The sequence below is a fragment of the Pigmentiphaga sp. MLSB6-MA01 genome (assembly GCF_058793475.1).
Genome location: NZ_JBXAFV010000013.1, coordinates 127,773 through 147,201 on the forward strand (window position 1 = coordinate 127,773; position 19,429 = coordinate 147,201).

The window sequence follows — 19,429 nt, forward strand, 5'->3', positions numbered from 1 at the left end:
CGCTTCAACTCGCCGCCGCCACCGCGCCCGCATCCAGCGCCACCAGGATGTTTCGAGCTGTTCGTTCGATGTGCTCGGCCAGGATTTCCGCGGCCAGGTCTTCCTTGCGGTCCAGTGTCGCGTCCACCAGCGAACTGTGTTCCCGGGCAACGTCGCGATCGAAGGGCTTGTAGGCCAGGAACAGGCGCCGGTAGCGCGCGCTGAAATGCTGGAGCGAATCGCACACCATCAGGGCCAGCGGCATGCGGCACGCCGCGAGCAGCGCCAGGTGGAAGCCGCGGTGATGCGCCTCCCATTCGTCGACGCCCCCGCCGTCCTTCTGTTCCGGACGCTCGTAGCGCGTGAGCCGGTGGTGGGTCAGGACGATGCCGTCCTCCCAATTGCGGTCGCCGTGGCGGATGGACTCGCGCAGGGCCATGGGCTCGAGCGTGGACTGCAGTTTCGCGATCTCGAGCAGGTTCTCGCGCGACACCGGCGCGACCTTGAACCCTTTCTTGTCTTCGTTGACCACGAAACCCTCGGTGGCCAGCCTGGCCAGGGCTTCGCGCAACGGGGAAAGGCTGACGCCGAAATCCCCCTTGAGTTCTTCGATGGAAAGCCTGGCGCCTGGGGGACGTCTGCCGGAGACGATGTCGGTGCGCAACCGGGTCGCAATCGTGCTCGCGAAATTCTGCCCCGTGCTCGGAGCCGGCTGTCCAGCCGGCAACGCCGATGCCAGTTTCATCATGCCCCTCGTCTTTTCATCAATCGTAACACGCAGCCCAGATCAACTATCTATTGACAGATAATCGATTATTACTAAAAATACGCCAAAAATCGAAAATAGAAAAATCATCGATTATGGAGAAGGAATTGAAAGCCGACGCCTATCGCGATTTATCGGATGCGCAGCCCCTCCTTTCCCTGGCGGCCCGGGTGGACGTTGCCCACACGGCCGTGCTGATGATCGATATGCAGAACGATTTCTGCGCCCCCGGCGGCTATGTCGAGCGTGTCATCGGCAAGGACATCGCGGCGTGCGGCGCCATCGTGCCCCGGCTCCAGTCCCTGCTCGATTCCGCGCGCGGACATGGCGTTCCCGTCTTCTGGCTGCGCGCCTGCTACCGGCCCGACCTGCTGCCCGCGTCCATGCGCACCAAGCTGGCCGAGCAAGGCATCGTCGACGTCTGCTGCGACCGCGGCACGTGGGGCTACGACTGGTACGGCGTCCAGCCCCTGGCCGGCGAACCGGTGCTGGAGAAAAACAGCTACGACGGCTTCGTCGGCACCCCTCTCGAACACGAACTGCGCACCCGCGGCATCCGCACCCTGGTCTTCGCCGGCGTCCAGACCAACATCTGCGTCGAAGCCACGCTGCGCCACGCGAACGCGCTGGGCTTTCACTGCGTCGTGCCCGAGGATTGCGTGGCGTCGCACACGCAGCCCGCGCACGACGCCACGCTGAACAACGTCCGCTTCCTGCTGGGCGACGTGACCCGGCTGGACACGCTCGCGTCCCATTGGCAGGCCTCGCCCCGGCGGGTCTACCTGGACTACACGCAGGAAGAACTGGATCGCGCCTACGACCAGCGCGCCTGGGCCGACAACCGGGACGCCCTGCTGGCCTGGTACGCGCAGGCCAGCGCCAGCGCCCGCGAGGAATACCCGCATCACCGGCACGTTCCCTATGGCCCCGGCCCCCACGAGACGCTGGATATCTTTCCGGCTCAGCGACCAGGCGCGCCCATCCACGTGCACGTGCATGGCGGCGGCTGGCGCAATCTCAGCAAGGATGACGAGTCCTTCCTGGCGCGCACGCTGGTCCCCGCGGGCGGCGTATTGGTGGTGCTGGATTTTTCGCTGATCCCGGAGGTGCGCCTGCCCGACATGATCGCCCAGACACGCCGTGCGATGGCCTGGATCCGCGCCAAGGCCTCCCGCTTCGGCGGCGACCCCGAGCGCATCCACCTGTCGGGCCACTCGTCGGGCGCCCACATGGCCGCGGTCCTGGCGACCACGGACTGGGAGTCCCTGCACCTGCCCGCCGACCTGATCAAGAGCGCGCTGCTGGTCAGCGGCATGTACGACCTGCATCCGGTCATGCTCAGCGCCCGCAGCGACTACGTGAAGCTCCAGCCGGACGAGATCGAGCGCTACAGCCCGATCCGGCACCTGTCCCGTCTGCGGTGCCCGGCCGTGGTCGCGATCGGCGACCGGGAAAGCCCGGAATTCCAGCGGCAGGCGCGCGACTTCGCCCGCGCCGCGCAGGAACAGGACAGGCAGGTTGACCTGATGCTGCTGCCCGCCACGAATCACTACGAAATCGTGACCCGGTTGAACGACCCCGACTCCGCCCTGTCCCGGGCCGCGCTGCGGCTGATGGGCCTGCGGGATTGAATATTGCATTCAGAAGGAGGACCTTGCCCGCCCACTGACTCAGTAGCCTGCTGCTTTCCCCCTCATCAATTACGTGAAAGGACTGACATGCTTGAAGGATTCAAGATTTATGACGCAGATGCCCACGTTCTAATGACACCGGAAATGTGGGAAACCCTACCCAAACAGTACTGGCTGCGACGCCCGCGGCCGGTCAAGTTCGGGGACGGCCATGAACTCGGCAACTGGGGCACCGGGTGGCTGGTGGACGGCCGCATCGAGCCCCATCCGTTCGGACCCGGCACCCACGCCGCCAACACCCCCGGCATGGTGCTGGAGGAGTACGGCGCCAACCGCGCGCGGGCTGGCGACTTCACCGCCTTCTCCCTGCCCGTCGGCTGTGTCACGATGGGCGACGTTGCCGACCGGCTCACCGCCATGGACAAGCTGGGCATCGACGTCCAGGTCCTGTTTCCCAGCACCATCTACGCGACCATCGCCGCGGACGCCACGCTGGAAGGCGAACTCTTCCGCGCCTACAACCGCTACATCGGCACGCGCTGCCGGGACGCGGCCAAGCGCCTGCGCTGGGTGGGCCTGCTGCCCATGCGGGACGCCGAGCAGGCCCGGCTGGCCATGAAAGAAATGGTCGACATGGGCGCGGCCGCCGCCGTGGTGTTCGGGACCGTGGGCGACCGCATGCTGTCGCACCCGAGCTTCGAGCCGATCTGGAACGAGTTCACGCGCACCGGGCTGCCCCTGTGCGTGCACATGGCCATGAGCTTCCCGCCGCTGGCCCAACTGTGCGAGTCGATCCAGGACGCCAACATGATCGGCAAGGCCATGCCCGCGCAATTGGCCTTCATGGCCATGGCCGGCCACGGCATGCTGGACAAGTATCCCAGCCTGAAGGTCGCGTTCCTGGAGTTCGGCGGCGAATGGATCTTCTATTCGGTCGGGCGCATGAAGCAGTACGCCGAGGTCAACAAGGGCCGGATGGCCGACCCGAGCATGCTGCCCAAGAGCGAAGTGGACGACCTGGTGAAGTCGGGACGCATCTACCTGGGCCCCGAATCCAGCGACGCCATGCTGGCGCACGAGCTCAAGCTGCTGGGCGATGGCCAGCTTCTTTATTCCTCGGATTTTCCCCATGGCGAAGGGCGGGACAACGCCGCGATGGAGATCATCGAGCGCCAGGACCTCACCAAGGAACAGAAGCGCAAGTTCCTCTACGACAACGCGGCCAACTTCTACGGCGAGCCCTGATACACGGGGCGAAAGGCGCGGCGCGCCGCCGGCATCGGGCCGGTGGTGCGCCCACCGGTAAGGAGAAACGTCACTCCAGGAGAGATTCCATGAAGCCGTTCTACCATTGCCTTGCCAGATATTCCCTCGTGCTGCTGCCCCTTGCCGTCCATGGCGCAGCCTGTGCCCAAAGCGGCGCCTACCCTTCCCGGCCCATACGGATCGTCAATCCATACGGGGCCGGAGGACTGGGAGACGTCAGCTTCCGCCTGATCGCGCCGCTGATGGAGAAACAGCTCGGGCAGCCGCTGGTCATCGAGAACAAGCCCGGAGCCTCCGGCAACCTCGGCGCCGCGGACGTGGCGCGCGCGGCCCCCGACGGCTATACGCTGCTGCTGGGAGCGGTGAACAATTTCGCGACCAACCAGTATCTCTATCGGGACATGACCTTCGACCCGCTGACGGCGTTCGATCCCATCGCGCTGATCAGCAACGCGCCGACGATCGTGGTCGTCAATCCCGCCGTGCCGGCCCGCAGCCTGCGCGAGCTGGCCGCGTACGCGAAGGAGCGTCCGGGCAAGGTGAACTTCGGCTCGCCCGGCATGGGAACTCCGCCCCATCTGGCGGCCGAGTTCTTCGCCACGCTGGCCAACGTCTCGATGACCCACGTCCCGTTCAACGGCTCGCCCCCCGTCGTGCTGGCCCTGCTGCGCAACGACGTGAACGTGGCGTTCTACACCGCGGGTCCGATCGCCGGTCCGCTCAAGGCCGGCACCATCCAGCCCATCGCGGTCGCTGCCAACCAGCGGCTCGACATCCTGCCCAACGTGCCCACTACCGCGGAGGCGGGCTTCGGTGCCTTGCAGACCGGCAGTTGGATAGGCCTGGCCGCTCCCAAGGGAACGGACCCGGCCGTGCTGGACAAGCTCAACGCCGCCGCGCGGCAGGCGCTGGCCGATCCGGAAGTGCGCAAGCGCTATGCGGACATGGGCATGCTGACCGGCAACACCAGCCGCGCGCAGTTCTCGTCGCTGATCGACGCCGAGGCAACCCGGTGGAGGAAAGTGATCGCCGACGCGGGGATCGCGAAATGATCCTGGCCGCGCTCCGACCATGCTGACGCTGACGCTTGCCTGCGCCGCCTATGACCGGACACGGCCGCTGATCGACGGGCGGGTTGCCATCGAAGGCGTCGACCTGCGGGCGACGACGCTGCACCCCGAGGCCGCCTTCGCCCGTGCGAAGGCGGCCGAGTTCGACCTGACCGAGCTGTCCCTGAGCGGCCACCTGCGGTCGCTGGACGCGGGCAACCCGGCCTATGCCGCGCTACCGGTCTTCCCGTCGCGCGCCTTCCGGCACAGCGGCATCTACGTGCATGCTGGCAAGGGCATCCGGTCTCCTTCCGACCTGCGTGGCAGGATCATCGGAACGCCGGACTACAAGACCACGGCCAATGTCTGGATCCGGGCGTTCCTGGCCCACGACCACGGTATCCAGCCTCACGAGATGCAGTGGGTGGAAGCCGCCATGGAGGCCGGCGAACCCGGTCCGGCTTCCGCCACCGCCGTACCAGGGGTCCCCCTGCTCGCCCTGCCGGATAAAGACTTGGCCGGCATGCTGGCTCGGGGGGACATCGACGCGGTCATCGGCGCCAAGGTACCTTCCTGCTTCGGAGCCGGGCAGGACACCGTGGCCAGATTGTTCCCGGACCACCAGCGAATCGAGCAGGACTACTACCGGCGCACCGGCTTCTTTCCCATCATGCATGTGCTGGGGCTGCGGCGCGAGCTGCACGAACGCCATCCTTGGCTGGCCCGAGCCGTCTGCCAAGGTTTCGAAGCCGCCCGGCGCGTGGCGCTGCAGGACATCCGGGACGTCTGCCAACTGGCTGCCACCCTGCCCTGGGTCGCGGCGGAGTATCAGCGCACCGTGGACCTGATGGGCGAGGACTACTGGCCGTATGGCCTGGCCGCAAACCAGGATGTGCTGCAGGCCTTCGCCATGTACCATTTCCAGCAGGGACTGTCCCGCCGGCCGCGCGATCCGGCGGCCTGGCTCGTCCCGGCGGGAGACTTTTTTTCGCAACGGGAGTGTTGATCATGGGAATCCGGGACACCGACAAGACCCTGCCCTCGAACCGCATGGTGTTCGAGCTGCGGCGCGACGCGCAAAAGCACCTCGCCTTCAAGCAGGACCTGGAAGGCACCATGGCCGCCTACGGCCTGGACGAGAAGGAAAAGCGCGCCTGGCGCGACATGGACATCGAGGCCCTCGGCGCGATGGGCGTGCACCCCTATTTCCTTCCGCAGATATCGCGCCTGTTCAAGGGCGGCGCGCGCAACCACAACGACAGCGATGCCGCCCGGCTCTATGCCGAGAAGATGGGCATCGCCTCCAAGGACTGAAGCGGAGACCCCCATGGCAAAGATCGTCGCAACCCTGGGCGTGGCGCACGCCCCCGGCGTCACCGGCTGGATAGACAAGGCGCCCAGGCACGAGCAGGACGGCGTGCTGGACGGCTACGCGCAGTTCCAGAAATTGATGGACGAAGTGCGGCCCGACGTGGTCATCGGCGTCGCCAACGACCATCTGCTGAACTTCTCGTTGGACAACATTCCGGACTTCTGCGTGGGCATAGGCGAACAATGGGCCGGGCCGGCGCCGTGGTTCCGCGACTGGCTGAACGTGCCGGACTATACGGTGCGCGGCCATCGCGACCTGGGCCGCGCGCTGGTGCGCGAATCGGCCAGGGCAGGCATCAACCACGCATTCGCCGACAAGCTGCTGTTCGACGACAACTGGTCGGTGCCCCTGAAATTCCTGTTCCCGCGCTATGACGTGCGCTTCATCCCCATCCACATGAACCCCGTCGTGCCGCCGGTGCCGACCGCTGCGCACTGCCATGCGGTGGGCGAGACGATCGCGCGCATCGTCCAGGCCTTCCCGTCCGACGAACGGGTGGTCATCATGGGCACGGGCGGCCTGTCGCACGATCCTGGCGGCAAGGACTATTTCACCGTGCACGAGGAGTTCGACCGCTGGTTCCTCGCCTTGATGGAGGAAGGCAACGCCGAACGGGTCAAGCGCGAACTGACCTTCGAGAAACTGCTGACCGGCGGCGATGGCGGCGCGGCGGAATTGCTGGCCTGGGTGGTGGCCATGGGCGCTGCCGGGGTCTGCGGCAACGCGCGGGCGGAAACGGTGTTCTACGTGCCTTCGGTGCCCATGCGCTGCGGCATGGGCGGCGTGTACTGGCGACTGGAATGACGGCGCGGCCGGCGTGGGCCGCGCCGGGTCACGAGGCGCGCAGGCGGCGCAGCCGCTCCTCCTGAATGCCCTCGGCCGTTTCTTCCTCGGCCTCGGCTTCCTGCTCCCGGTCCGGCTCCAATTCCAGCTCGCGGTCGAGCGCCAGTTCCGCCTCGACGTCCTCGGGCCGCTGTTTCAGGGCCTCCGCGATGGTGACCGAACCGCTTTCCCAGGCGGCGTTCACCGCGTGCAACAACATGGGGTCGTCGGCCAGCGGCGCCCGGTCCAGCAGCAGCCGGTCCACCACGGGCGCCAGGGTGGCCACCGTGGGATCGCACACCATGGCCCAACGCTCGCGGGCGGCGCCGGCATCGCCGATACGGGCGATGTAGCCGATGCTGGACAGGGTGTCGAGCACCACCATCAGTTCGTCGTGATGCAGGTTCAGCCGGCTGCGCAGCGACAGCGTGCTCAGGCCCGGCGGATTGCGGTCGCGCACGGCAGACAGCGCGCGCAGGATGGACAGGGCATCGACGAACGGCCGTCCCGGCCGCCGCACGGTTTCCCAGCGCCCCATGCGGATCAACGGCAGGCTGGCCGCCAGCGTGGCGCCGAACAGCGTCACCAGCCACGACATGTAGATCCACATCAGGAAGATCGGCAGCGTGGCGAACGCGCCGTACAGCACGGTGTAGGTGGGAAAGCGCGTCAGGTAGAACGCGAAGCCGGACTTCATGATTTCCAGCACGATGGCCGCCGCGAAACCGCCCGTCATCGCGTCGCGCGCCTCGACGTGCCGGTTGGGCACCACCATGAACAACGCGCCGAAGGCCAGGCCTGTCAGGATCAGCGGGATGAAGGACAGCAGCACGCCGATGGGCGCGGGGACGTCCCCCACCAGGCCCATGGACTCGCGGGCCAGGAAGGACGTGGCCCACAGGCTGGCGCCGATCAGCACCGGTCCCAGCGTGAGCGTGGCCCAGTAGATCAGCACCCGCTGCGGCAGGGGCCGGCCCTTGCGCACGTGCCAGATCTCGTTCAATGCCTTGTCGATGGTCAGCATCAGCGACACGGCCGTGATCATCAGGAAGATGCCGCCCACCGCGGTCAACCGGCTCGCCTTCTGCGCGAACTGGTTCAGATACTCCATGATGTTGTCCGCCACCGACGGCGGCATCAGGTTGGAGATCAGGAATTCCTCCAGCGCCCCCTGGAATTCGCGGAACAAGGGAAAGGCGGTGAACAGCGCCAGCGCCACCGCCAGCAGCGGCACCATCGACAGCACCGAGGTGAACGTCAGGCTGGAGGCGACCTGGGTGATGCGTTCGTCGGCCGCGCGCTGCAGCGCGAACCGCAGGAGCCGTCCCACGCGCACGGGCCAGGACTCGTTGGCGAGCAGGCTGCGGCGCAGCGCGACCGCCCGCGCCTGGATGGAAGCGGCGCCCGAAGGCGGCGGCGCGGAAGAAGAAGTGTCAGGCTCGGGAGCTTTCTGGACCATGTCGAGGGATAATACGGGCCTATGGATATTCTGATCTTGTACTACAGCCGGCACGGCGCGACACGCCAATTGGCCGAGCACATCGCGCTGGGCGTGGAACGCGTACCCGGCGCGCGGGCGCGGCTGCGCACGGTTCCGCCGGTCTCGGCGGTGTGCGAGGCCACGGCGCCTGCCATTCCCGACAGCGGGCCGCCCTACGTCGAACCGGCGGACCTGGAGGAATGCGCGGGCCTGGCGCTGGGATCCCCCACCCGCTTCGGCAACATGGCCGCGCCCATGAAGCACTTCATCGACCATACCACCCAGCAGTGGCTGGCGGGAAGCCTGGCGGGCAAGCCGGCGGCGGTGTTCACCTCCACCGGGTCCATGCACGGCGGCCAGGAAAGCACGCTGCTCAGCATGATGTTGCCGCTGCTCCATCACGGCATGTTGCTGGTGGGCCTGCCCTTCACCGAACCCGCGCTGATGGCCACGCGCCACGGCGGCACGCCCTACGGCGCCTCGCACGTGGCCGGCGTGGACAACAGCCTGCCCATGCAGCGCGACGAAACCCAGCTGGCCGAGGCCCTCGGCGCCCGCCTGGCCCGCACCGCCCTCGAACTCCACACCGGCCGGCAGGCCCCTGCCCGATGAACGCCCCCTCCGTCGATCTCAATCCGCGGCTGCGCCTGGTCGCCTCGGTCTCGCTGCTGGCCCTGATCGTGCTGTGCGTCGCCTGGGAAACCGTGCTGGCGCCGCTGCGGCCCGGCTCCATGCTGGCGCTCAAGGCGCTGCCGCTGCTGCTGCCGCTGCGCGGCGTGCTGCGCGGCAACCTGTACACCTACCAATGGGCCTCGATGCTGATCCTGCTCTATTTCATGGAAGGCGTGGTGCGCGGGACCACCGATCCGGCGCCGTCCCTATACGTGGCCTGGGCCGAGATCGCGCTGACCACGGTCTTCTTCTGGTGCGCCATCCTGTACGTGCGGCCAGCCAAGCGCGCCGCGCAAGCCGCGCGCAAGGCCGCCAAGGCGGCGGGCAGGCAGGCGGGCTGACCGCCTCGGCCAAGGAGAAACGGACATGGACCTGCCGACCGAACTCGCGAACCTGCTGGGGGCCGGCCAGGTGCTGACCGGCCAGGATGCCGCGCCCTACCTGACCGACTGGCGCGGCCGCTACACCGGCGCGGCGCTGGCCGTGGTCCGTCCCGGCACCACCGAGGAGGTCGCGCGCGTCGTGCGCCTGTGCCGCCGGCACGGTGTCCCCATCGTGCCGCAAGGCGGCAACACGGGCCTCGCGGGCGGCGCCACGCCCGACGCCAGCGGCCGCGCGGTGGTCGTATCGACGCAGCGACTGGACCGGCTGCGCGCCCTCGACACCGACGACGATACGATCACCGTCGAGGCTGGCTGCGTGCTCCAGTCCGTACAGGGCTGGGCGCGCGAGGCCGGCCGGCTCTATCCGCTCAGCCTGGCCTCGGAAGGCAGTTGCACCGTGGGCGGCAACCTCGCCACCAATGCCGGCGGCACCCAGGTCCTGCGCTACGGCAACGCGCGCGAACTGGCGCTGGGGCTGGAGGTCGTCACCGCCGAAGGCGAGATCTGGGACGGTTTGCGCGGCCTGCGCAAGGACAACACCGGCTACGACCTGCGCGACCTGTACATAGGCAGCGAAGGCACGCTGGGCATCATCACCGCCGCCACGCTGCGGCTCTATCCGCTGCCGGTGGCGCAATACACCGCCCTGGCCGCCCTGCCCTCGCTGGAAACCGCCGTCGCGCTGCTGGGCCTGGCCCGTTCGGGCTTCGGCGCGGCATTGACCGGATTCGAGGTCATGTCGCATGCCAGCCTGGACGTGGTGACCCGCGCCTTCCCCGACCAGAAACTGCCGCTGGGCCCCACGCCCTGGTACGCGCTGCTGGAAGTGTCCGACAGCGAAAGCGCGGCGCACGCCCAGGAACGTTTCCACGAGGTCCTGCAACAGGCGCTGGAACAAGGGCTGGCCGAAGACGCCGCGGTCGCCGCCAGCCTGGCGCAGAGCCGCGCGCTGTGGCACCTGCGCGAAAGCATCTCCGCCGCCCAGTCCTGGGAAGGCAAGAACATCAAGCACGACATCTCGGTCCCGGCCTCGCGCATCCCCGCCTTCGTGGCCGCGACCGACGCCCTGCTGCAGGCCGCCATGCCCGGCGTGCGCCACATCACCTTCGGCCACCTGGGCGACGGCAACCTGCACTACAACGTCAGCCGGCCGCCGGCCATCGCCGAAGCCGATTTCCTGCTGCGCCAGGACGAGGTCTACCGCCTGGTGCACGACAGCGTACACGCGCACGGCGGATCGATCAGCGCGGAACACGGCATCGGCCAGCTCAAGCGCGGCGAACTGGCCCGCTACAAGAGCCCGGTGGCCCTGGATCTCATGCGGCGGATCAAGCAGGCGCTGGACCCCGACGGCTTGATGAACCCGGGCAAGGTCCTGCCCGGCTAGCGTGCGGTCCCGGAGATACGTCCGCCTGACGAAATCCCCGGGACAGCGCACCGGGATCCGGCCACGTTCAGTGCCGCGCCCAGGGCGGCAGCGGCGTGAACTCGTCCCTGAGCCAGGACAGCAGGGCCTGCACCCGGCCCAGGTGGGTCCGGCTGTGGGGCACCAGGGCCCGGATCCAATATTCGGGAATGGCGAAGTCCTCCAGCACCCGGACCAGTTCGCCCCGGCCCAGCGCGCCATCGACGATATAGGCCGACAGGATCGTGATGCCATTGCCCCGCAGCACCGAATTCAGCAACACGTGCCCGTCGTTGGTGCTCAGGCGCGGCGCCACCTCGACCGCGATCGGCCCGTTCGGCCCCTGGAAGGTCCAGACCGGCCCCGTGGGCTGGAAATTCAACAGCGCGTGCCGCGCCAGATCCGTGGGATGCGCGGGATGGCCGCGCGCGGCCAGATAGGACGGCGCCGCCACCGCCATGCGCGGCAACGGGCACAGCCCGGCCTCGAGCACGCCGTCGTACGAGGCCGGCAGCATGCCGACCACGATGTCGAAACCTTCCTGGATCGGGTTCACGGGCCGGTCGATCACCACCACGTCCATGCTGACCTTGGGATGGACCTCCAGGAAACGCCCCAGCGCATCGCCCAGGCAGGTGGCGGTCAGCGACGTCGGCACCTTGATGCGCAGGTGCCCCTCCAGTTCGTGCGCATGGCCCAGCGCGCTGCCGAACGCGTCCTCGACGTCGTGGACGATGCGCCGCGCCGCGGGCAGCAGGCGCCGGCCCTCGTCGGTCAGGGCCAGGCGGCGGGTGCTGCGTTCGAACAGCCGGGCGCGAGCGCGCCATTCGAGCTGGTCGATGCGCTTGGTCACCACGGACGCGGCGATGCCCAGTTGGCGCGCCGCCTTGGAAAAGCTGCCGGCCTGCGCCACGGCGATGAAGGTCCGGAAATTGGCGATCGTGTCCATGACCTCTCTGTTTTCGCGAACAATGTTCGCGCTTTTTTGTGGATTCTATATAAATAGAATGAGGATTAATGTGGCGGCACGTCAAGAACTTTTCCGGAGACCCCGCCATGCCGCTTGCCTTGCGCCCCCTCCACCCCGACGTGGGTGTGGAAATCCTGGGTTGCGACCTCAGCCAACCCCTGGACGACGAACAGTTCCAGTCGCTGCTGGACGCCTATCACCGCCATTCCGTCGTCGTCGTACGCGGGCAATCGCTGGCCGCGCCCGCGCAGGCCGCGCTGCTGCGCCGCTTCGGCACGCCCAAGATCTCGCAGCGCAAGGAGTTCCACGTGCCGGGCACGCCCGAGATCGGCCGCGTGGGCAACACCCGGCATCCCGACGGCACGCCGTCGGCCTTCCTGGACCGCTACGGCAACCTGTGGCACAGCGACACGGCCAGCGACCAGCACGTCGACGGGGTCACGATGCTGTACTGCGTGATGACGCCGCAAGTCGGCGGCGACACCCTGTTCGCCAGCATGGGCAGGGCCTATGAGACGCTGCCGGCGGAGCTGAAGGCCCGCATCGACGGCAGGACCGTGGTCCACAACTTCAACCAGCACAACGACTACCTGCTGGCCCGCAACCCCGGCTCGGCCAGGCCCCTGTCGGAAGCCGACCGCGCCAGGTGGCCCGACCGGGAACACGAACTGGTGCAGAGCCATCCGGTGACCGGCCGGCCGCTGTATTTCATCAGCCCGACCCTGGTCCGGGGCATCAGCGGCTATTCCGGCGAAGCAGCGCAGCGGCTGTCCGCCGAACTGGTCGCCCACGCGACCCGCCCCGAGGCGGTCTACCGCCACAAATGGCAGGTCGGCGACCTGGTCTTCTGGGACAACCGCGCCTCGCTGCACTCGGCCTCGCCCGCGGACTACCAGGGCGGCCAGCGGCTGATGCATCGCGGCTATGCCTACGTCCACTATGCGTGAGGCCGGCCTGCGCGTCGGGCATTTCCAGTCGGTGCCCTGGATTCCGTTCTACGTCGGCAGCGAGGACTGGCCCGTGCGGCGCGTGCCCTGCGTGTCCAGCACGGTCCTGGCCATGGCGGATACCGGCCTGCTGGACGCCACGCCCATGGCCACCGTGGACTGGCTGGCGCGCGGCGACCAGTGGCCGCGCCTGGGCGGGCTGGGCCTAGCCTACCGCCAGCGCGCGGGCAGCGTGCTGCTGTTCTCGCCGCGCCCCATCCATGAACTGGACGGCGCGGACATCGCGATCTGCGACGAGACCGCCACGTCGCTGCGGGTGCTGCATGCCATCCTGGCGGACAAGTACGGGCTGCGCATCGGCCGCTGGCGGCGCGGCCTGCCCGCCGACCCGGCCATGCCCCGGCTGCTGATCCAGGACCAGGCGGTCGAGGAGGCGGCGCGTGGACGTTTCCCGCACGTCCACGACCTGGGGCGGGAATGGTGGGAATGGCAAGGCACCCCGGTGGTCTCGGCGGTGTGGGTCCACCGCCGGGATCTGGCGGACGACGCGCTGGAGCCGCTGCGCGCCGGCCTGGCGGCCTCCTTGTCCCGGTACGCCGGCCAGCCGGACCTGGCCATCGAACAACATTGCGCGCGCCACGGCGTGGCCTCGGCGCCCACGGCGCTGCGGGCGCTGCTCGGCAATTTCGAATTCGAACTGGGCGAGGCCGCCGAAGCGGGCATACGGCGCATGGCCCAGGTCCTGCCCACCGCCGTGGCGCTGCAAACGTGACGTCCCCGCCCGTCCTTCATCCATCCAAAAACAGGAGACATCCATGCCCTGCCTTTCGCTACGTTCCGCGCCGCGCCGGCGCACGCTGTTCGCCTTCGCTGTCCTGTCGGGCGGCCTGCTCGCCACCGGAATGGCCCGCGGCGCCGACACCCCCTGGCCCACCCAGCCGGTCAAGCTCATCGTGGGCTTCCCCGCCGGCACCTCGCCCGACACGGTGGCCCGGCTGATCGCCGAACCGCTGTCACAGAAACTGGGCAAGCCGGTCATCGTCGAGAACAAGCCCGGCGCCGCCGGCAATATCGGCGTCGACCTGGTGGCGCGCGCCACCGACGGCCATACCTTCGGCGTCACCGCCCACGGTCCGCTGACCACCTCGGCCCTGCTCTACCCCAACCTGCCCTACGACGTCGCGAGGGATCTGCAACCGCTGTCCCTGGCCGCGGTCAGCCCGCAGATCCTGGTCGTCGACCCCAGGCTCCCCTATGCCACGCTGGGCGACCTGCTGGCCGATGCGCGCGCCAACGGGAAGGAAATCTCGTACGGGTCGGTGGGCGTGGGCTCGGGCTCGCACCTGACGGGCGAGATGTTCGCGCAAGAAGCCGGCATCCGGATGATGCACGTGCCCTACCAGGGCTTCCCGCAGGTCACCATGGCCGTGATGAGCGGCCAGATCCAGGCGGGTTTCATGGCGCCGTCCGGAGCCATCGAACAGGCCAGGGCCGGCAAGGTACGGGTGCTGGGTGTCACGTCGGCGCAGCCCTCGCCGCTGGCGCCGGGAGTGCCAACCATCGCGCAGGCCGCGGGCCTGCCGGGCTTCAGCGCCGAGCTGTGGATAGGCGCCTACGCGCCGCGCGCCACGCCCGCACCGGTGGCCGCCATGCTGGCGAAGGAGATCAACGCCATCCTGCGGTCAGCCCCGGTTCGGGCCAAGCTGGCGGCGCAAGGCTGGGACGCGACGGGCGGCACGCCCGCCGAGATGGCCGCGCGCATCGACGCCGACACGCGCCGCTGGGGCGATGTCATCAAGCGACTGGGACTCAAGCTGGAATAACGGCGCGACGGCGCCGCCAGGCGCCGCTTACCTCGCGCTCGCTCGCCAGGCGCCGCTCTCCTGCTTGCAGAACCAGAATCCCCAGTTCTCCTTCGCGGTCCCCTGGGCCACGTCGGCAGCCAGGAAACGGCAGGTCTGGCCCTTGCTGGTACGCGTCGTGTTCCGGGGCGCGAACGTGACGCTGACCGGCACCTGGCGCGCCCGCTCGGGCTTGCTGCTCCAGGTGGCGGTCTGGCCGTCGGCCACATCGTTCAGCACGCGCCCCACCTCGGCCGAGAACTGGGGGACCTGGGCCTTGGGAATGCGCACCAGGATGGATTCGTTCAGGAAACTGAGATTGGCGGCATGGGCGGAGCCCAACGAGGCGGCCAGCATCAGCGTGGCGGCGAGGAATTGCTTGCGCATGAAGAATATCTCCGGATCGAAACGTAGCGGCAATGATATCGGTTAAGCCGCATGGCGGGTTATGATTGCGGCATTATGCTTTCAAATCAACGACTTGGCGGCTGGGAACTGTGTGTCGCGCCCATGATCGATTGGACCGACCGCCACTGCCGCTTCTTCCATCGGCTGCTGTCCCCGCATGCCCGCCTTTATACCGAGATGATCGCCACCGGCGCGATCCTCTACGGCGACGCCGCCCGGCACCTCGATTTCGATCGCGCCGAGCATCCGGTCGCGCTGCAACTGGGCGGCAACGAGCCGGATGCCCTCGCGCGCGCGGCCCGGGCCGGCCAGGATCGGGGCTATGACGAAATCAACCTGAACTGCGGCTGTCCGTCGGACCGGGTGCAGAAAGGCGCGTTCGGCGCCTGCCTGATGTCCACGCCCGCGCTTGTGGCTGACTGCGTGAAGGCCATGCGCGACGCGGTCGGCGTCCCGGTCACGGTCAAGCATCGTATCGGCCTGGACTACGACGAATCCTACGGATTCGTGCGCGACTTCGTCGGCACCGTGCACGCGGCGGGATGCGACGTTTTCATCGTCCACGCCCGCAACGCCGTGCTCAAAGGCCTGTCGCCCAAGGAGAACCGCGAGATCCCGCCACTGCGCTACGACGTGGCGCGCCAGCTCAAGCGCGATTTCCCGCAGGCACTCATCGTGCTCAACGGCGGGCTCGCGGACGCGCGCGACGCCCTCGCGCACATCGGCCACGGCGGAGGCGACCTGGACGGCGTCATGCTCGGGCGCGAGGCCTATCACCGGCCCCGCGTGCTGTCGGAGCTTTCCCGCCAATTGTGGCCGGATGCGCCCATCCCCGATGACGAGACCGTGGTCCGGGCCATGATGGACTATGCCGGCGACCAGGTGGCGCGTGGCGTACCGCTGCGCGCGGTGGCCCGTCACATGCTGGGCCTCTTCAACACCCAGGGCGGCGCGCGCCGCTGGCGCCAGATGCTGTCCGACAGCCGCCTGCTGGCCGCCAACGATCCCGCCCTGATCAATACGGCCTGGCAGGTCGTGGCCGGCGCGGCCGAACGCCGCGCCGCCTGACGCCCGAGCCCCGGCCCGACCCCCGCGGGGCCGAACAATCGGGGCTATTCCCCGCTATTCGCGCTTTCGGCCCGGCCGGGCAGCGGCCATACTGCCAGGCGGGTACGGCCAGCGCCCGAGCCCGCCCGCGCGCCCTATGGCGGCGCGGAACGCGAGCCCCGGCGCCGGACCGGGCCACGCGGCGCGCTCGGGGGAAGTCATGGCCCAGATCGTATGTGTGCTGGGAAACAAGGGAGGTACCGGCAAGACCACGTTGTCGCACATGATCTCGCATGGGATGGCGCTGCTGGGCAAGCGCGTGGTGTGCGTGCTGACCGATCTCGAACGCGAGCGCCTTTCCAAGGACAATCGTCTCTACCTGCCCTTCGACGCCCGCGACGCCGGCAATCTGGCCAAGGTCGTCGCCACGCTGAACGGCGTGGGCGACTGGTTCGGCGTCATCGACGGTGGCGGCAACCGCTCGGATACCGACAGCCATCTCGCCAACCTGGCCGATCTGGTCCTGCTCCCGTTCCGCGATTCCCACGAAGACATGCGCACCGTGCAGCGCGACCTTGAATGGATGCCCCGTGCCTGGGGCCTCCCCTCGCAATGGCCGGCGGATCCGCCGGGCCGCCGCATGGCCCGGGCCTCGCTGAATACGCAACTGGGTGCCTTCGGCCAGCGGCTGCTGGACCCCATTCCACACCTGCCGGCAACGAAGCTGCTGTTGCAGGACCGCATTCCCGCCGAGCTTCCCTGGCAACTTACCAATGCATGCGTGGCACTGGCCATGCAGGTGTGCGAACTACTGGACGTCCAGTACGAAAGCGCCAAGGCCTTCGCGGCGCCGCGCCAGGCGCCGGGCAAACCCGCTACATGAGCGGACAGGCCCTGCCCCCCTCGAACGCGCGGCAATCGCCAACGGCCCGCCCGGATCAGCGCGCGCTGCCGAACATGGTCATCAGCGCATCGAAGCTGCTAGCGCCGCGCGTCGAGAAGACGAAGCACTCGCCGTCCCGGTAATCCGCGGCGCGCATGCTTTCTGCCAGGCGCTCGGCGTCCTCGATGGCCTCGTTCCACGTACCGCGTATCAGGGAGCAGTACTTGAGCCGGCTGTCCAGCATGTCCTTGCCGGAGCGGGCCTTCACCTCGACATAGCCCCGGAATTGCCCCTCGGGCAGATCATGCACCCGGGACTTCAGGAAATACTGAACGGCGACATGTTCGACGACCTGGTTCATGGCTGGCCTCCAAGAGTCCGTCTCTCGACCCTAGCCTATTGGAGTGCAGGATTTACGAAGAGGTCCGCGGCGCTAGCAAAAATTTACATTCGCGCCATTCTTGTAGCGGCCGGCGCCACACCGGCGACAAATCCAGGGCTGCGCCGCGCGGCGGCCGGTATGATGGAGGTTTCGTCGTCCGTATTGCTCGCGCACGTCCCATGAGGTCCCGCCATGCCGTTTTCGCCCTGCTGCTTGCGGCGGGCAGTGCCTGCGCGGCGGACCCGGCGGACGGCACGCAGGCAACCGTCGATACGCAATGGGCGGCCAGCTTCGCCGCGTTCGACCAGGCAGACCGCCTGCATGCGCCGGCCCCGGGCGGCATCCTGTTCATAGGCAGTTCGTCCATACGCCTGTGGAACGACCTCGAAACCCGGTTCAAGGATCTTCCCGTCCTCAAGCGCGGCTTCGGCGGTTCGCGCATGATCGACTGCGCCCGCCATCTCAGCCGGCTGGTCGTCCCCTACAAGCCCCGTATCGTCCTCGTCTACGCCGGCGACAACGACCTGGCCGAAGGCCGCACGCCCCGCGAGATCCTGGACAGCTTCACCCTGTTCGTGGAGGGCGTGCGCCATGCCTTGCCCGACACCCGTATCGCCTACATCTCGATCAAACCGAGCCCGGCGCGCTATTCGCTGATCCTCCAGGCCCGCGCCACCAACGCGCTGATCAAGGCCTACACGGAAAGTGTGCCCAACGCCGACTACATCGACGTCTTCACTCCCATGCTGGCGGCCGATGGCATGCCCAGGGCCGAGCTGTTCCGGGACGATGCGCTGCACCTGAGCGACGCCGGCTACGCGCTCTGGACCTCGATCATCTCAAGCCACGTCCGCTAGCCCGGCCGCGTACCGACGCCCAGCGCCGGCCCGGCGGCGGCGCCGCGCCCCGCCGCTCGCCGGACCTGCCCCGGCCCCGGTCCGGAGCCGAACATGCGCACCAGCCGGGCCACGACATACATCGCCGCGACGCTGAGCCCGAACATCAGCGGGTCGAACCACGGCGGCCTGCCCGGGTGGCTTTCTCCCACCACCGCCAGCGCGACCAGGACAATGACCAGATGGGCGCAAAAGACCGGCAGCGATGCGGCGCCCAGCGTCTCCAGCAGCCGCACGCGGGGTAGACGGCGGGTCAGCCAGTCGCCGTAGTGCAGCAGCAACACGACCAACGCCAGGAAATCGAGCAGCCGCAGCGGCCCCACGTGCCATTTGTCGAACCACAGGTTGAGCGGATCGCCCTGGGCGAAAGGCTCCAGCCCCGTCAGGTGGCGCCAGACGAAAAAGAGTATCGCCATGCCCAGCGCGGCCTTGACCAGCCAGGACGGAAACACGATGCGGCGGTCGCGCGGCACCCGTGCGTGATAAGCCCCCAGGCACAGGCCCAGCACCCACAGCAACTGCCAGGCGAATGTCTCGAAGGAGCCGGTCTCGCGGAACGGCACCGGCAGCCCGGTCATCGCCACCAGGCCGTCGTAGAGCACGCGCGACAGGCCGAACTGGGCGGCCGCCCACACGGCAAGGCTGGTCCACATCACCCCTTTCCATCCGCGCAGCAGGACATGGCTCAGGATCCACGGGCTCGCCAGCATGAAGACGATGTAGACCGGCAGGATATCCAGCAGCGGCGGGTTGTAGATCATCAGCAGCCCCGTCCACAGGCCGGTCAGCGGCGCATGCAGATAGAACGACATGAGATTGTTGGCGGCCGGCTGGTGGAACTTCATGCCCAGCGCGGCGATGACCGTGAACAGGAAAAGCAGGCACGCCGCCTGGCAGGCATAGATGACCAGGGCGCGCCGCAGGAACGCGCGGCGCATCGCGGGAATGCCGTCGCGCACGGCGCGCTGGGTGTACACCAGCCCAGCCATGTAGGCCGACAGGAAGACGAAGCCTTCCGCCGCCGAGACGAAACCGAAGGGCTGGCCCGCGGGTACCGCGAACCAGGTGGGCAGATGCGTGGACGTCATCAGCACCAGCATCAGTCCGCGCAAGGCGTCCAGTTCCCAGCGGCGGGACGAGGCGGGCGGCGGAGCGGGAGCAAAGGTGGAAACGGTGGACACGGGCTTGGCGGGCGCAATTCAGGTGGAGTCAGCATGGACAACATGGAAT

Annotated in this window: 21 protein-coding genes; 15 read left to right on the forward strand and 6 right to left on the reverse strand. The window is 68.2% G+C overall.

Annotation, left to right across the window (positions count from 1 at the left end):
- Window positions 1-4 precede the first annotated feature (4 nt).
- Window positions 5-727, reverse strand: coding sequence for a GntR family transcriptional regulator (locus AC1Q6E_RS20735; RefSeq protein ID WP_492573440.1), 723 nt, complete (start codon window positions 725-727; stop codon window positions 5-7).
- A 125-nt stretch (window positions 728-852) separates the two neighbouring features.
- On the opposite strand from AC1Q6E_RS20735, the gene AC1Q6E_RS20740 reads away from it, so the two are divergent.
- The 6 genes from AC1Q6E_RS20740 (at window position 853) to AC1Q6E_RS20765 (ending at window position 6,867) form a co-directional block, all read left to right on the forward strand.
- Entirely contained in the window at window positions 853-2,376 is a 1,524-nt protein-coding gene (locus tag AC1Q6E_RS20740; RefSeq protein ID WP_492573442.1) for an isochorismatase family protein, read from the forward strand.
- 144 nt (window positions 2,377-2,520) lie between these two features.
- Window positions 2,521-3,621, forward strand: a complete 1,101-nt coding sequence (locus tag AC1Q6E_RS20745; protein WP_492573443.1) for an amidohydrolase family protein — start codon at window positions 2,521-2,523, stop codon at window positions 3,619-3,621.
- Between the two features lie 89 nt (window positions 3,622-3,710).
- On the forward strand, window positions 3,711-4,694 hold the full coding sequence (locus tag AC1Q6E_RS20750; protein WP_152795762.1) for a tripartite tricarboxylate transporter substrate binding protein: 984 nt from the start codon (window positions 3,711-3,713) through the stop codon (window positions 4,692-4,694).
- 19 nt (window positions 4,695-4,713) lie between these two features.
- Entirely contained in the window at window positions 4,714-5,697 is a 984-nt protein-coding gene (locus tag AC1Q6E_RS20755) for a type 2 periplasmic-binding domain-containing protein (protein ID WP_152795764.1), read from the forward strand.
- Between the two features lie 2 nt (window positions 5,698-5,699).
- Window positions 5,700-6,005, forward strand: coding sequence for a hypothetical protein (locus tag AC1Q6E_RS20760; RefSeq protein WP_152795766.1), 306 nt, complete (start codon window positions 5,700-5,702; stop codon window positions 6,003-6,005).
- 13 nt (window positions 6,006-6,018) lie between these two features.
- Window positions 6,019-6,867: a DODA-type extradiol aromatic ring-opening family dioxygenase gene (locus AC1Q6E_RS20765; RefSeq protein WP_492573444.1), complete on the forward strand. Its 849-nt coding sequence runs from the start codon at window positions 6,019-6,021 to the stop codon at window positions 6,865-6,867.
- Window positions 6,868-6,895: 28 nt separating this feature from the next.
- On the opposite strand, the gene AC1Q6E_RS20770 is transcribed toward AC1Q6E_RS20765, so the two are convergent.
- Window positions 6,896-8,344 carry a YihY family inner membrane protein gene (locus tag AC1Q6E_RS20770; RefSeq protein ID WP_152795770.1) on the reverse strand — a complete coding sequence of 483 codons (1,449 nt, stop codon included), beginning with the start codon at window positions 8,342-8,344 and terminating at the stop codon, window positions 6,896-6,898.
- A 21-nt stretch (window positions 8,345-8,365) separates the two neighbouring features.
- Between AC1Q6E_RS20770 and wrbA the strand changes: the two genes are divergently transcribed.
- Genes wrbA through AC1Q6E_RS20785 form a run of 3 tightly spaced genes read left to right on the forward strand, consistent with a single transcriptional unit; the run spans window position 8,366 to window position 10,807 of the window.
- The gene (gene wrbA, locus AC1Q6E_RS20775) at window positions 8,366-8,977 is read left to right on the forward strand and encodes an NAD(P)H:quinone oxidoreductase (RefSeq protein ID WP_152795772.1); all 612 of its coding nucleotides are present in this window, start codon (window positions 8,366-8,368) and stop codon (window positions 8,975-8,977) included.
- Window positions 8,974-9,378 (forward strand): DUF2069 domain-containing protein, encoded by a 405-nt coding sequence (locus AC1Q6E_RS20780; protein ID WP_152795774.1) that lies wholly within the window; start codon window positions 8,974-8,976, stop codon window positions 9,376-9,378. Before wrbA ends, AC1Q6E_RS20780 begins: the two co-directional genes overlap by 4 nt.
- A 25-nt stretch (window positions 9,379-9,403) precedes the next feature.
- Window positions 9,404-10,807 carry an FAD-binding oxidoreductase gene (locus tag AC1Q6E_RS20785; protein ID WP_152795776.1) on the forward strand — a complete coding sequence of 468 codons (1,404 nt, stop codon included), beginning with the start codon at window positions 9,404-9,406 and terminating at the stop codon, window positions 10,805-10,807.
- 67 nt (window positions 10,808-10,874) lie between these two features.
- Here AC1Q6E_RS20785 and AC1Q6E_RS20790 read toward each other — a convergent pair whose 3' ends face one another.
- Window positions 10,875-11,774: a LysR family transcriptional regulator gene (locus AC1Q6E_RS20790; protein WP_152795778.1), complete on the reverse strand. Its 900-nt coding sequence runs from the start codon at window positions 11,772-11,774 to the stop codon at window positions 10,875-10,877.
- A gap of 107 nt (window positions 11,775-11,881) precedes the next feature.
- Between AC1Q6E_RS20790 and AC1Q6E_RS20795 the strand changes: the two genes are divergently transcribed.
- The 3 genes from AC1Q6E_RS20795 to AC1Q6E_RS20805 are packed head-to-tail and all read left to right on the forward strand — an operon-like array spanning window position 11,882 to window position 14,565.
- Window positions 11,882-12,742, forward strand: a complete 861-nt coding sequence (locus AC1Q6E_RS20795; protein WP_296557822.1) for a TauD/TfdA dioxygenase family protein — start codon at window positions 11,882-11,884, stop codon at window positions 12,740-12,742.
- Window positions 12,720-13,514 (forward strand): menaquinone biosynthetic enzyme MqnA/MqnD family protein, encoded by a 795-nt coding sequence (locus AC1Q6E_RS20800; RefSeq protein WP_152795782.1) that lies wholly within the window; start codon window positions 12,720-12,722, stop codon window positions 13,512-13,514. Before AC1Q6E_RS20795 ends, AC1Q6E_RS20800 begins: the two co-directional genes overlap by 23 nt.
- Before the next feature lie 43 nt (window positions 13,515-13,557).
- On the forward strand, window positions 13,558-14,565 hold the full coding sequence (locus AC1Q6E_RS20805) for a Bug family tripartite tricarboxylate transporter substrate binding protein (RefSeq protein WP_492573446.1): 1,008 nt from the start codon (window positions 13,558-13,560) through the stop codon (window positions 14,563-14,565).
- 27 nt (window positions 14,566-14,592) lie between these two features.
- Here the strand turns inward: AC1Q6E_RS20805 and AC1Q6E_RS20810 are convergent, their stop codons facing one another.
- Entirely contained in the window at window positions 14,593-14,970 is a 378-nt protein-coding gene (locus AC1Q6E_RS20810) for a hypothetical protein (RefSeq protein ID WP_152795786.1), read from the reverse strand.
- A gap of 75 nt (window positions 14,971-15,045) precedes the next feature.
- Between AC1Q6E_RS20810 and dusA the strand changes: the two genes are divergently transcribed.
- Together dusA and AC1Q6E_RS20820 are read left to right on the forward strand one after the other, a co-directional pair.
- Window positions 15,046-16,059, forward strand: coding sequence for a tRNA dihydrouridine(20/20a) synthase DusA (gene dusA, locus AC1Q6E_RS20815; protein WP_152795788.1), 1,014 nt, complete (start codon window positions 15,046-15,048; stop codon window positions 16,057-16,059).
- Window positions 16,060-16,258: 199 nt separating this feature from the next.
- The gene (locus AC1Q6E_RS20820; RefSeq protein ID WP_492573447.1) at window positions 16,259-16,921 is read left to right on the forward strand and encodes a ParA family partition ATPase; all 663 of its coding nucleotides are present in this window, start codon (window positions 16,259-16,261) and stop codon (window positions 16,919-16,921) included.
- Between the two features lie 55 nt (window positions 16,922-16,976).
- Here AC1Q6E_RS20820 and AC1Q6E_RS20825 read toward each other — a convergent pair whose 3' ends face one another.
- On the reverse strand, window positions 16,977-17,282 hold the full coding sequence (locus AC1Q6E_RS20825; RefSeq protein WP_296557812.1) for a hypothetical protein: 306 nt from the start codon (window positions 17,280-17,282) through the stop codon (window positions 16,977-16,979).
- A 200-nt stretch (window positions 17,283-17,482) separates the two neighbouring features.
- Between AC1Q6E_RS20825 and AC1Q6E_RS20830 the strand changes: the two genes are divergently transcribed.
- Window positions 17,483-18,160, forward strand: a complete 678-nt coding sequence (locus AC1Q6E_RS20830) for an SGNH/GDSL hydrolase family protein (RefSeq protein WP_152795794.1) — start codon at window positions 17,483-17,485, stop codon at window positions 18,158-18,160.
- Here AC1Q6E_RS20830 and opgC read toward each other — a convergent pair.
- On the reverse strand, window positions 18,157-19,380 hold the full coding sequence (gene opgC / locus AC1Q6E_RS20835; RefSeq protein ID WP_492573448.1) for an OpgC domain-containing protein: 1,224 nt from the start codon (window positions 19,378-19,380) through the stop codon (window positions 18,157-18,159). The two genes, AC1Q6E_RS20830 and opgC, sit on opposite strands and share 4 nt — an antisense overlap.
- Between the last annotated feature and the right edge of the window lie 49 nt (window positions 19,381-19,429).

Excerpts from the sequence above, each read along its gene's own strand:
- AC1Q6E_RS20735 (WP_492573440.1), bottom strand. The coding sequence starts at position 727 with ATGATGAAACTGGCATCGGCGTTGCCGGCTGGACAGCCGGCTCCGAGC.
- AC1Q6E_RS20745 (WP_492573443.1), top strand. The coding sequence starts at position 2,521 with ATGTGGGAAACCCTACCCAAACAGTACTGGCTGCGACGCCCGCGGCCG.
- AC1Q6E_RS20750 (WP_152795762.1), top strand. The coding sequence starts at position 3,711 with ATGAAGCCGTTCTACCATTGCCTTGCCAGATATTCCCTCGTGCTGCTG.
- AC1Q6E_RS20755 (WP_152795764.1), top strand. The coding sequence starts at position 4,714 with ATGCTGACGCTGACGCTTGCCTGCGCCGCCTATGACCGGACACGGCCG.
- AC1Q6E_RS20760 (WP_152795766.1), top strand. The coding sequence starts at position 5,700 with ATGGGAATCCGGGACACCGACAAGACCCTGCCCTCGAACCGCATGGTG.
- AC1Q6E_RS20765 (WP_492573444.1), top strand. The coding sequence starts at position 6,019 with ATGGCAAAGATCGTCGCAACCCTGGGCGTGGCGCACGCCCCCGGCGTC.
- AC1Q6E_RS20770 (WP_152795770.1), bottom strand. The coding sequence starts at position 8,344 with ATGGTCCAGAAAGCTCCCGAGCCTGACACTTCTTCTTCCGCGCCGCCG.
- wrbA (WP_152795772.1), top strand. The coding sequence starts at position 8,366 with ATGGATATTCTGATCTTGTACTACAGCCGGCACGGCGCGACACGCCAA.
- AC1Q6E_RS20780 (WP_152795774.1), top strand. The coding sequence starts at position 8,974 with ATGAACGCCCCCTCCGTCGATCTCAATCCGCGGCTGCGCCTGGTCGCC.
- AC1Q6E_RS20785 (WP_152795776.1), top strand. The coding sequence starts at position 9,404 with ATGGACCTGCCGACCGAACTCGCGAACCTGCTGGGGGCCGGCCAGGTG.
- AC1Q6E_RS20790 (WP_152795778.1), bottom strand. The coding sequence starts at position 11,774 with ATGGACACGATCGCCAATTTCCGGACCTTCATCGCCGTGGCGCAGGCC.
- AC1Q6E_RS20795 (WP_296557822.1), top strand. The coding sequence starts at position 11,882 with ATGCCGCTTGCCTTGCGCCCCCTCCACCCCGACGTGGGTGTGGAAATC.
- AC1Q6E_RS20800 (WP_152795782.1), top strand. The coding sequence starts at position 12,720 with ATGCCTACGTCCACTATGCGTGAGGCCGGCCTGCGCGTCGGGCATTTC.
- AC1Q6E_RS20805 (WP_492573446.1), top strand. The coding sequence starts at position 13,558 with ATGCCCTGCCTTTCGCTACGTTCCGCGCCGCGCCGGCGCACGCTGTTC.
- AC1Q6E_RS20810 (WP_152795786.1), bottom strand. The coding sequence starts at position 14,970 with ATGCGCAAGCAATTCCTCGCCGCCACGCTGATGCTGGCCGCCTCGTTG.
- dusA (WP_152795788.1), top strand. The coding sequence starts at position 15,046 with ATGCTTTCAAATCAACGACTTGGCGGCTGGGAACTGTGTGTCGCGCCC.
- AC1Q6E_RS20820 (WP_492573447.1), top strand. The coding sequence starts at position 16,259 with ATGGCCCAGATCGTATGTGTGCTGGGAAACAAGGGAGGTACCGGCAAG.
- AC1Q6E_RS20825 (WP_296557812.1), bottom strand. The coding sequence starts at position 17,282 with ATGAACCAGGTCGTCGAACATGTCGCCGTTCAGTATTTCCTGAAGTCC.
- AC1Q6E_RS20830 (WP_152795794.1), top strand. The coding sequence starts at position 17,483 with ATGAGGTCCCGCCATGCCGTTTTCGCCCTGCTGCTTGCGGCGGGCAGT.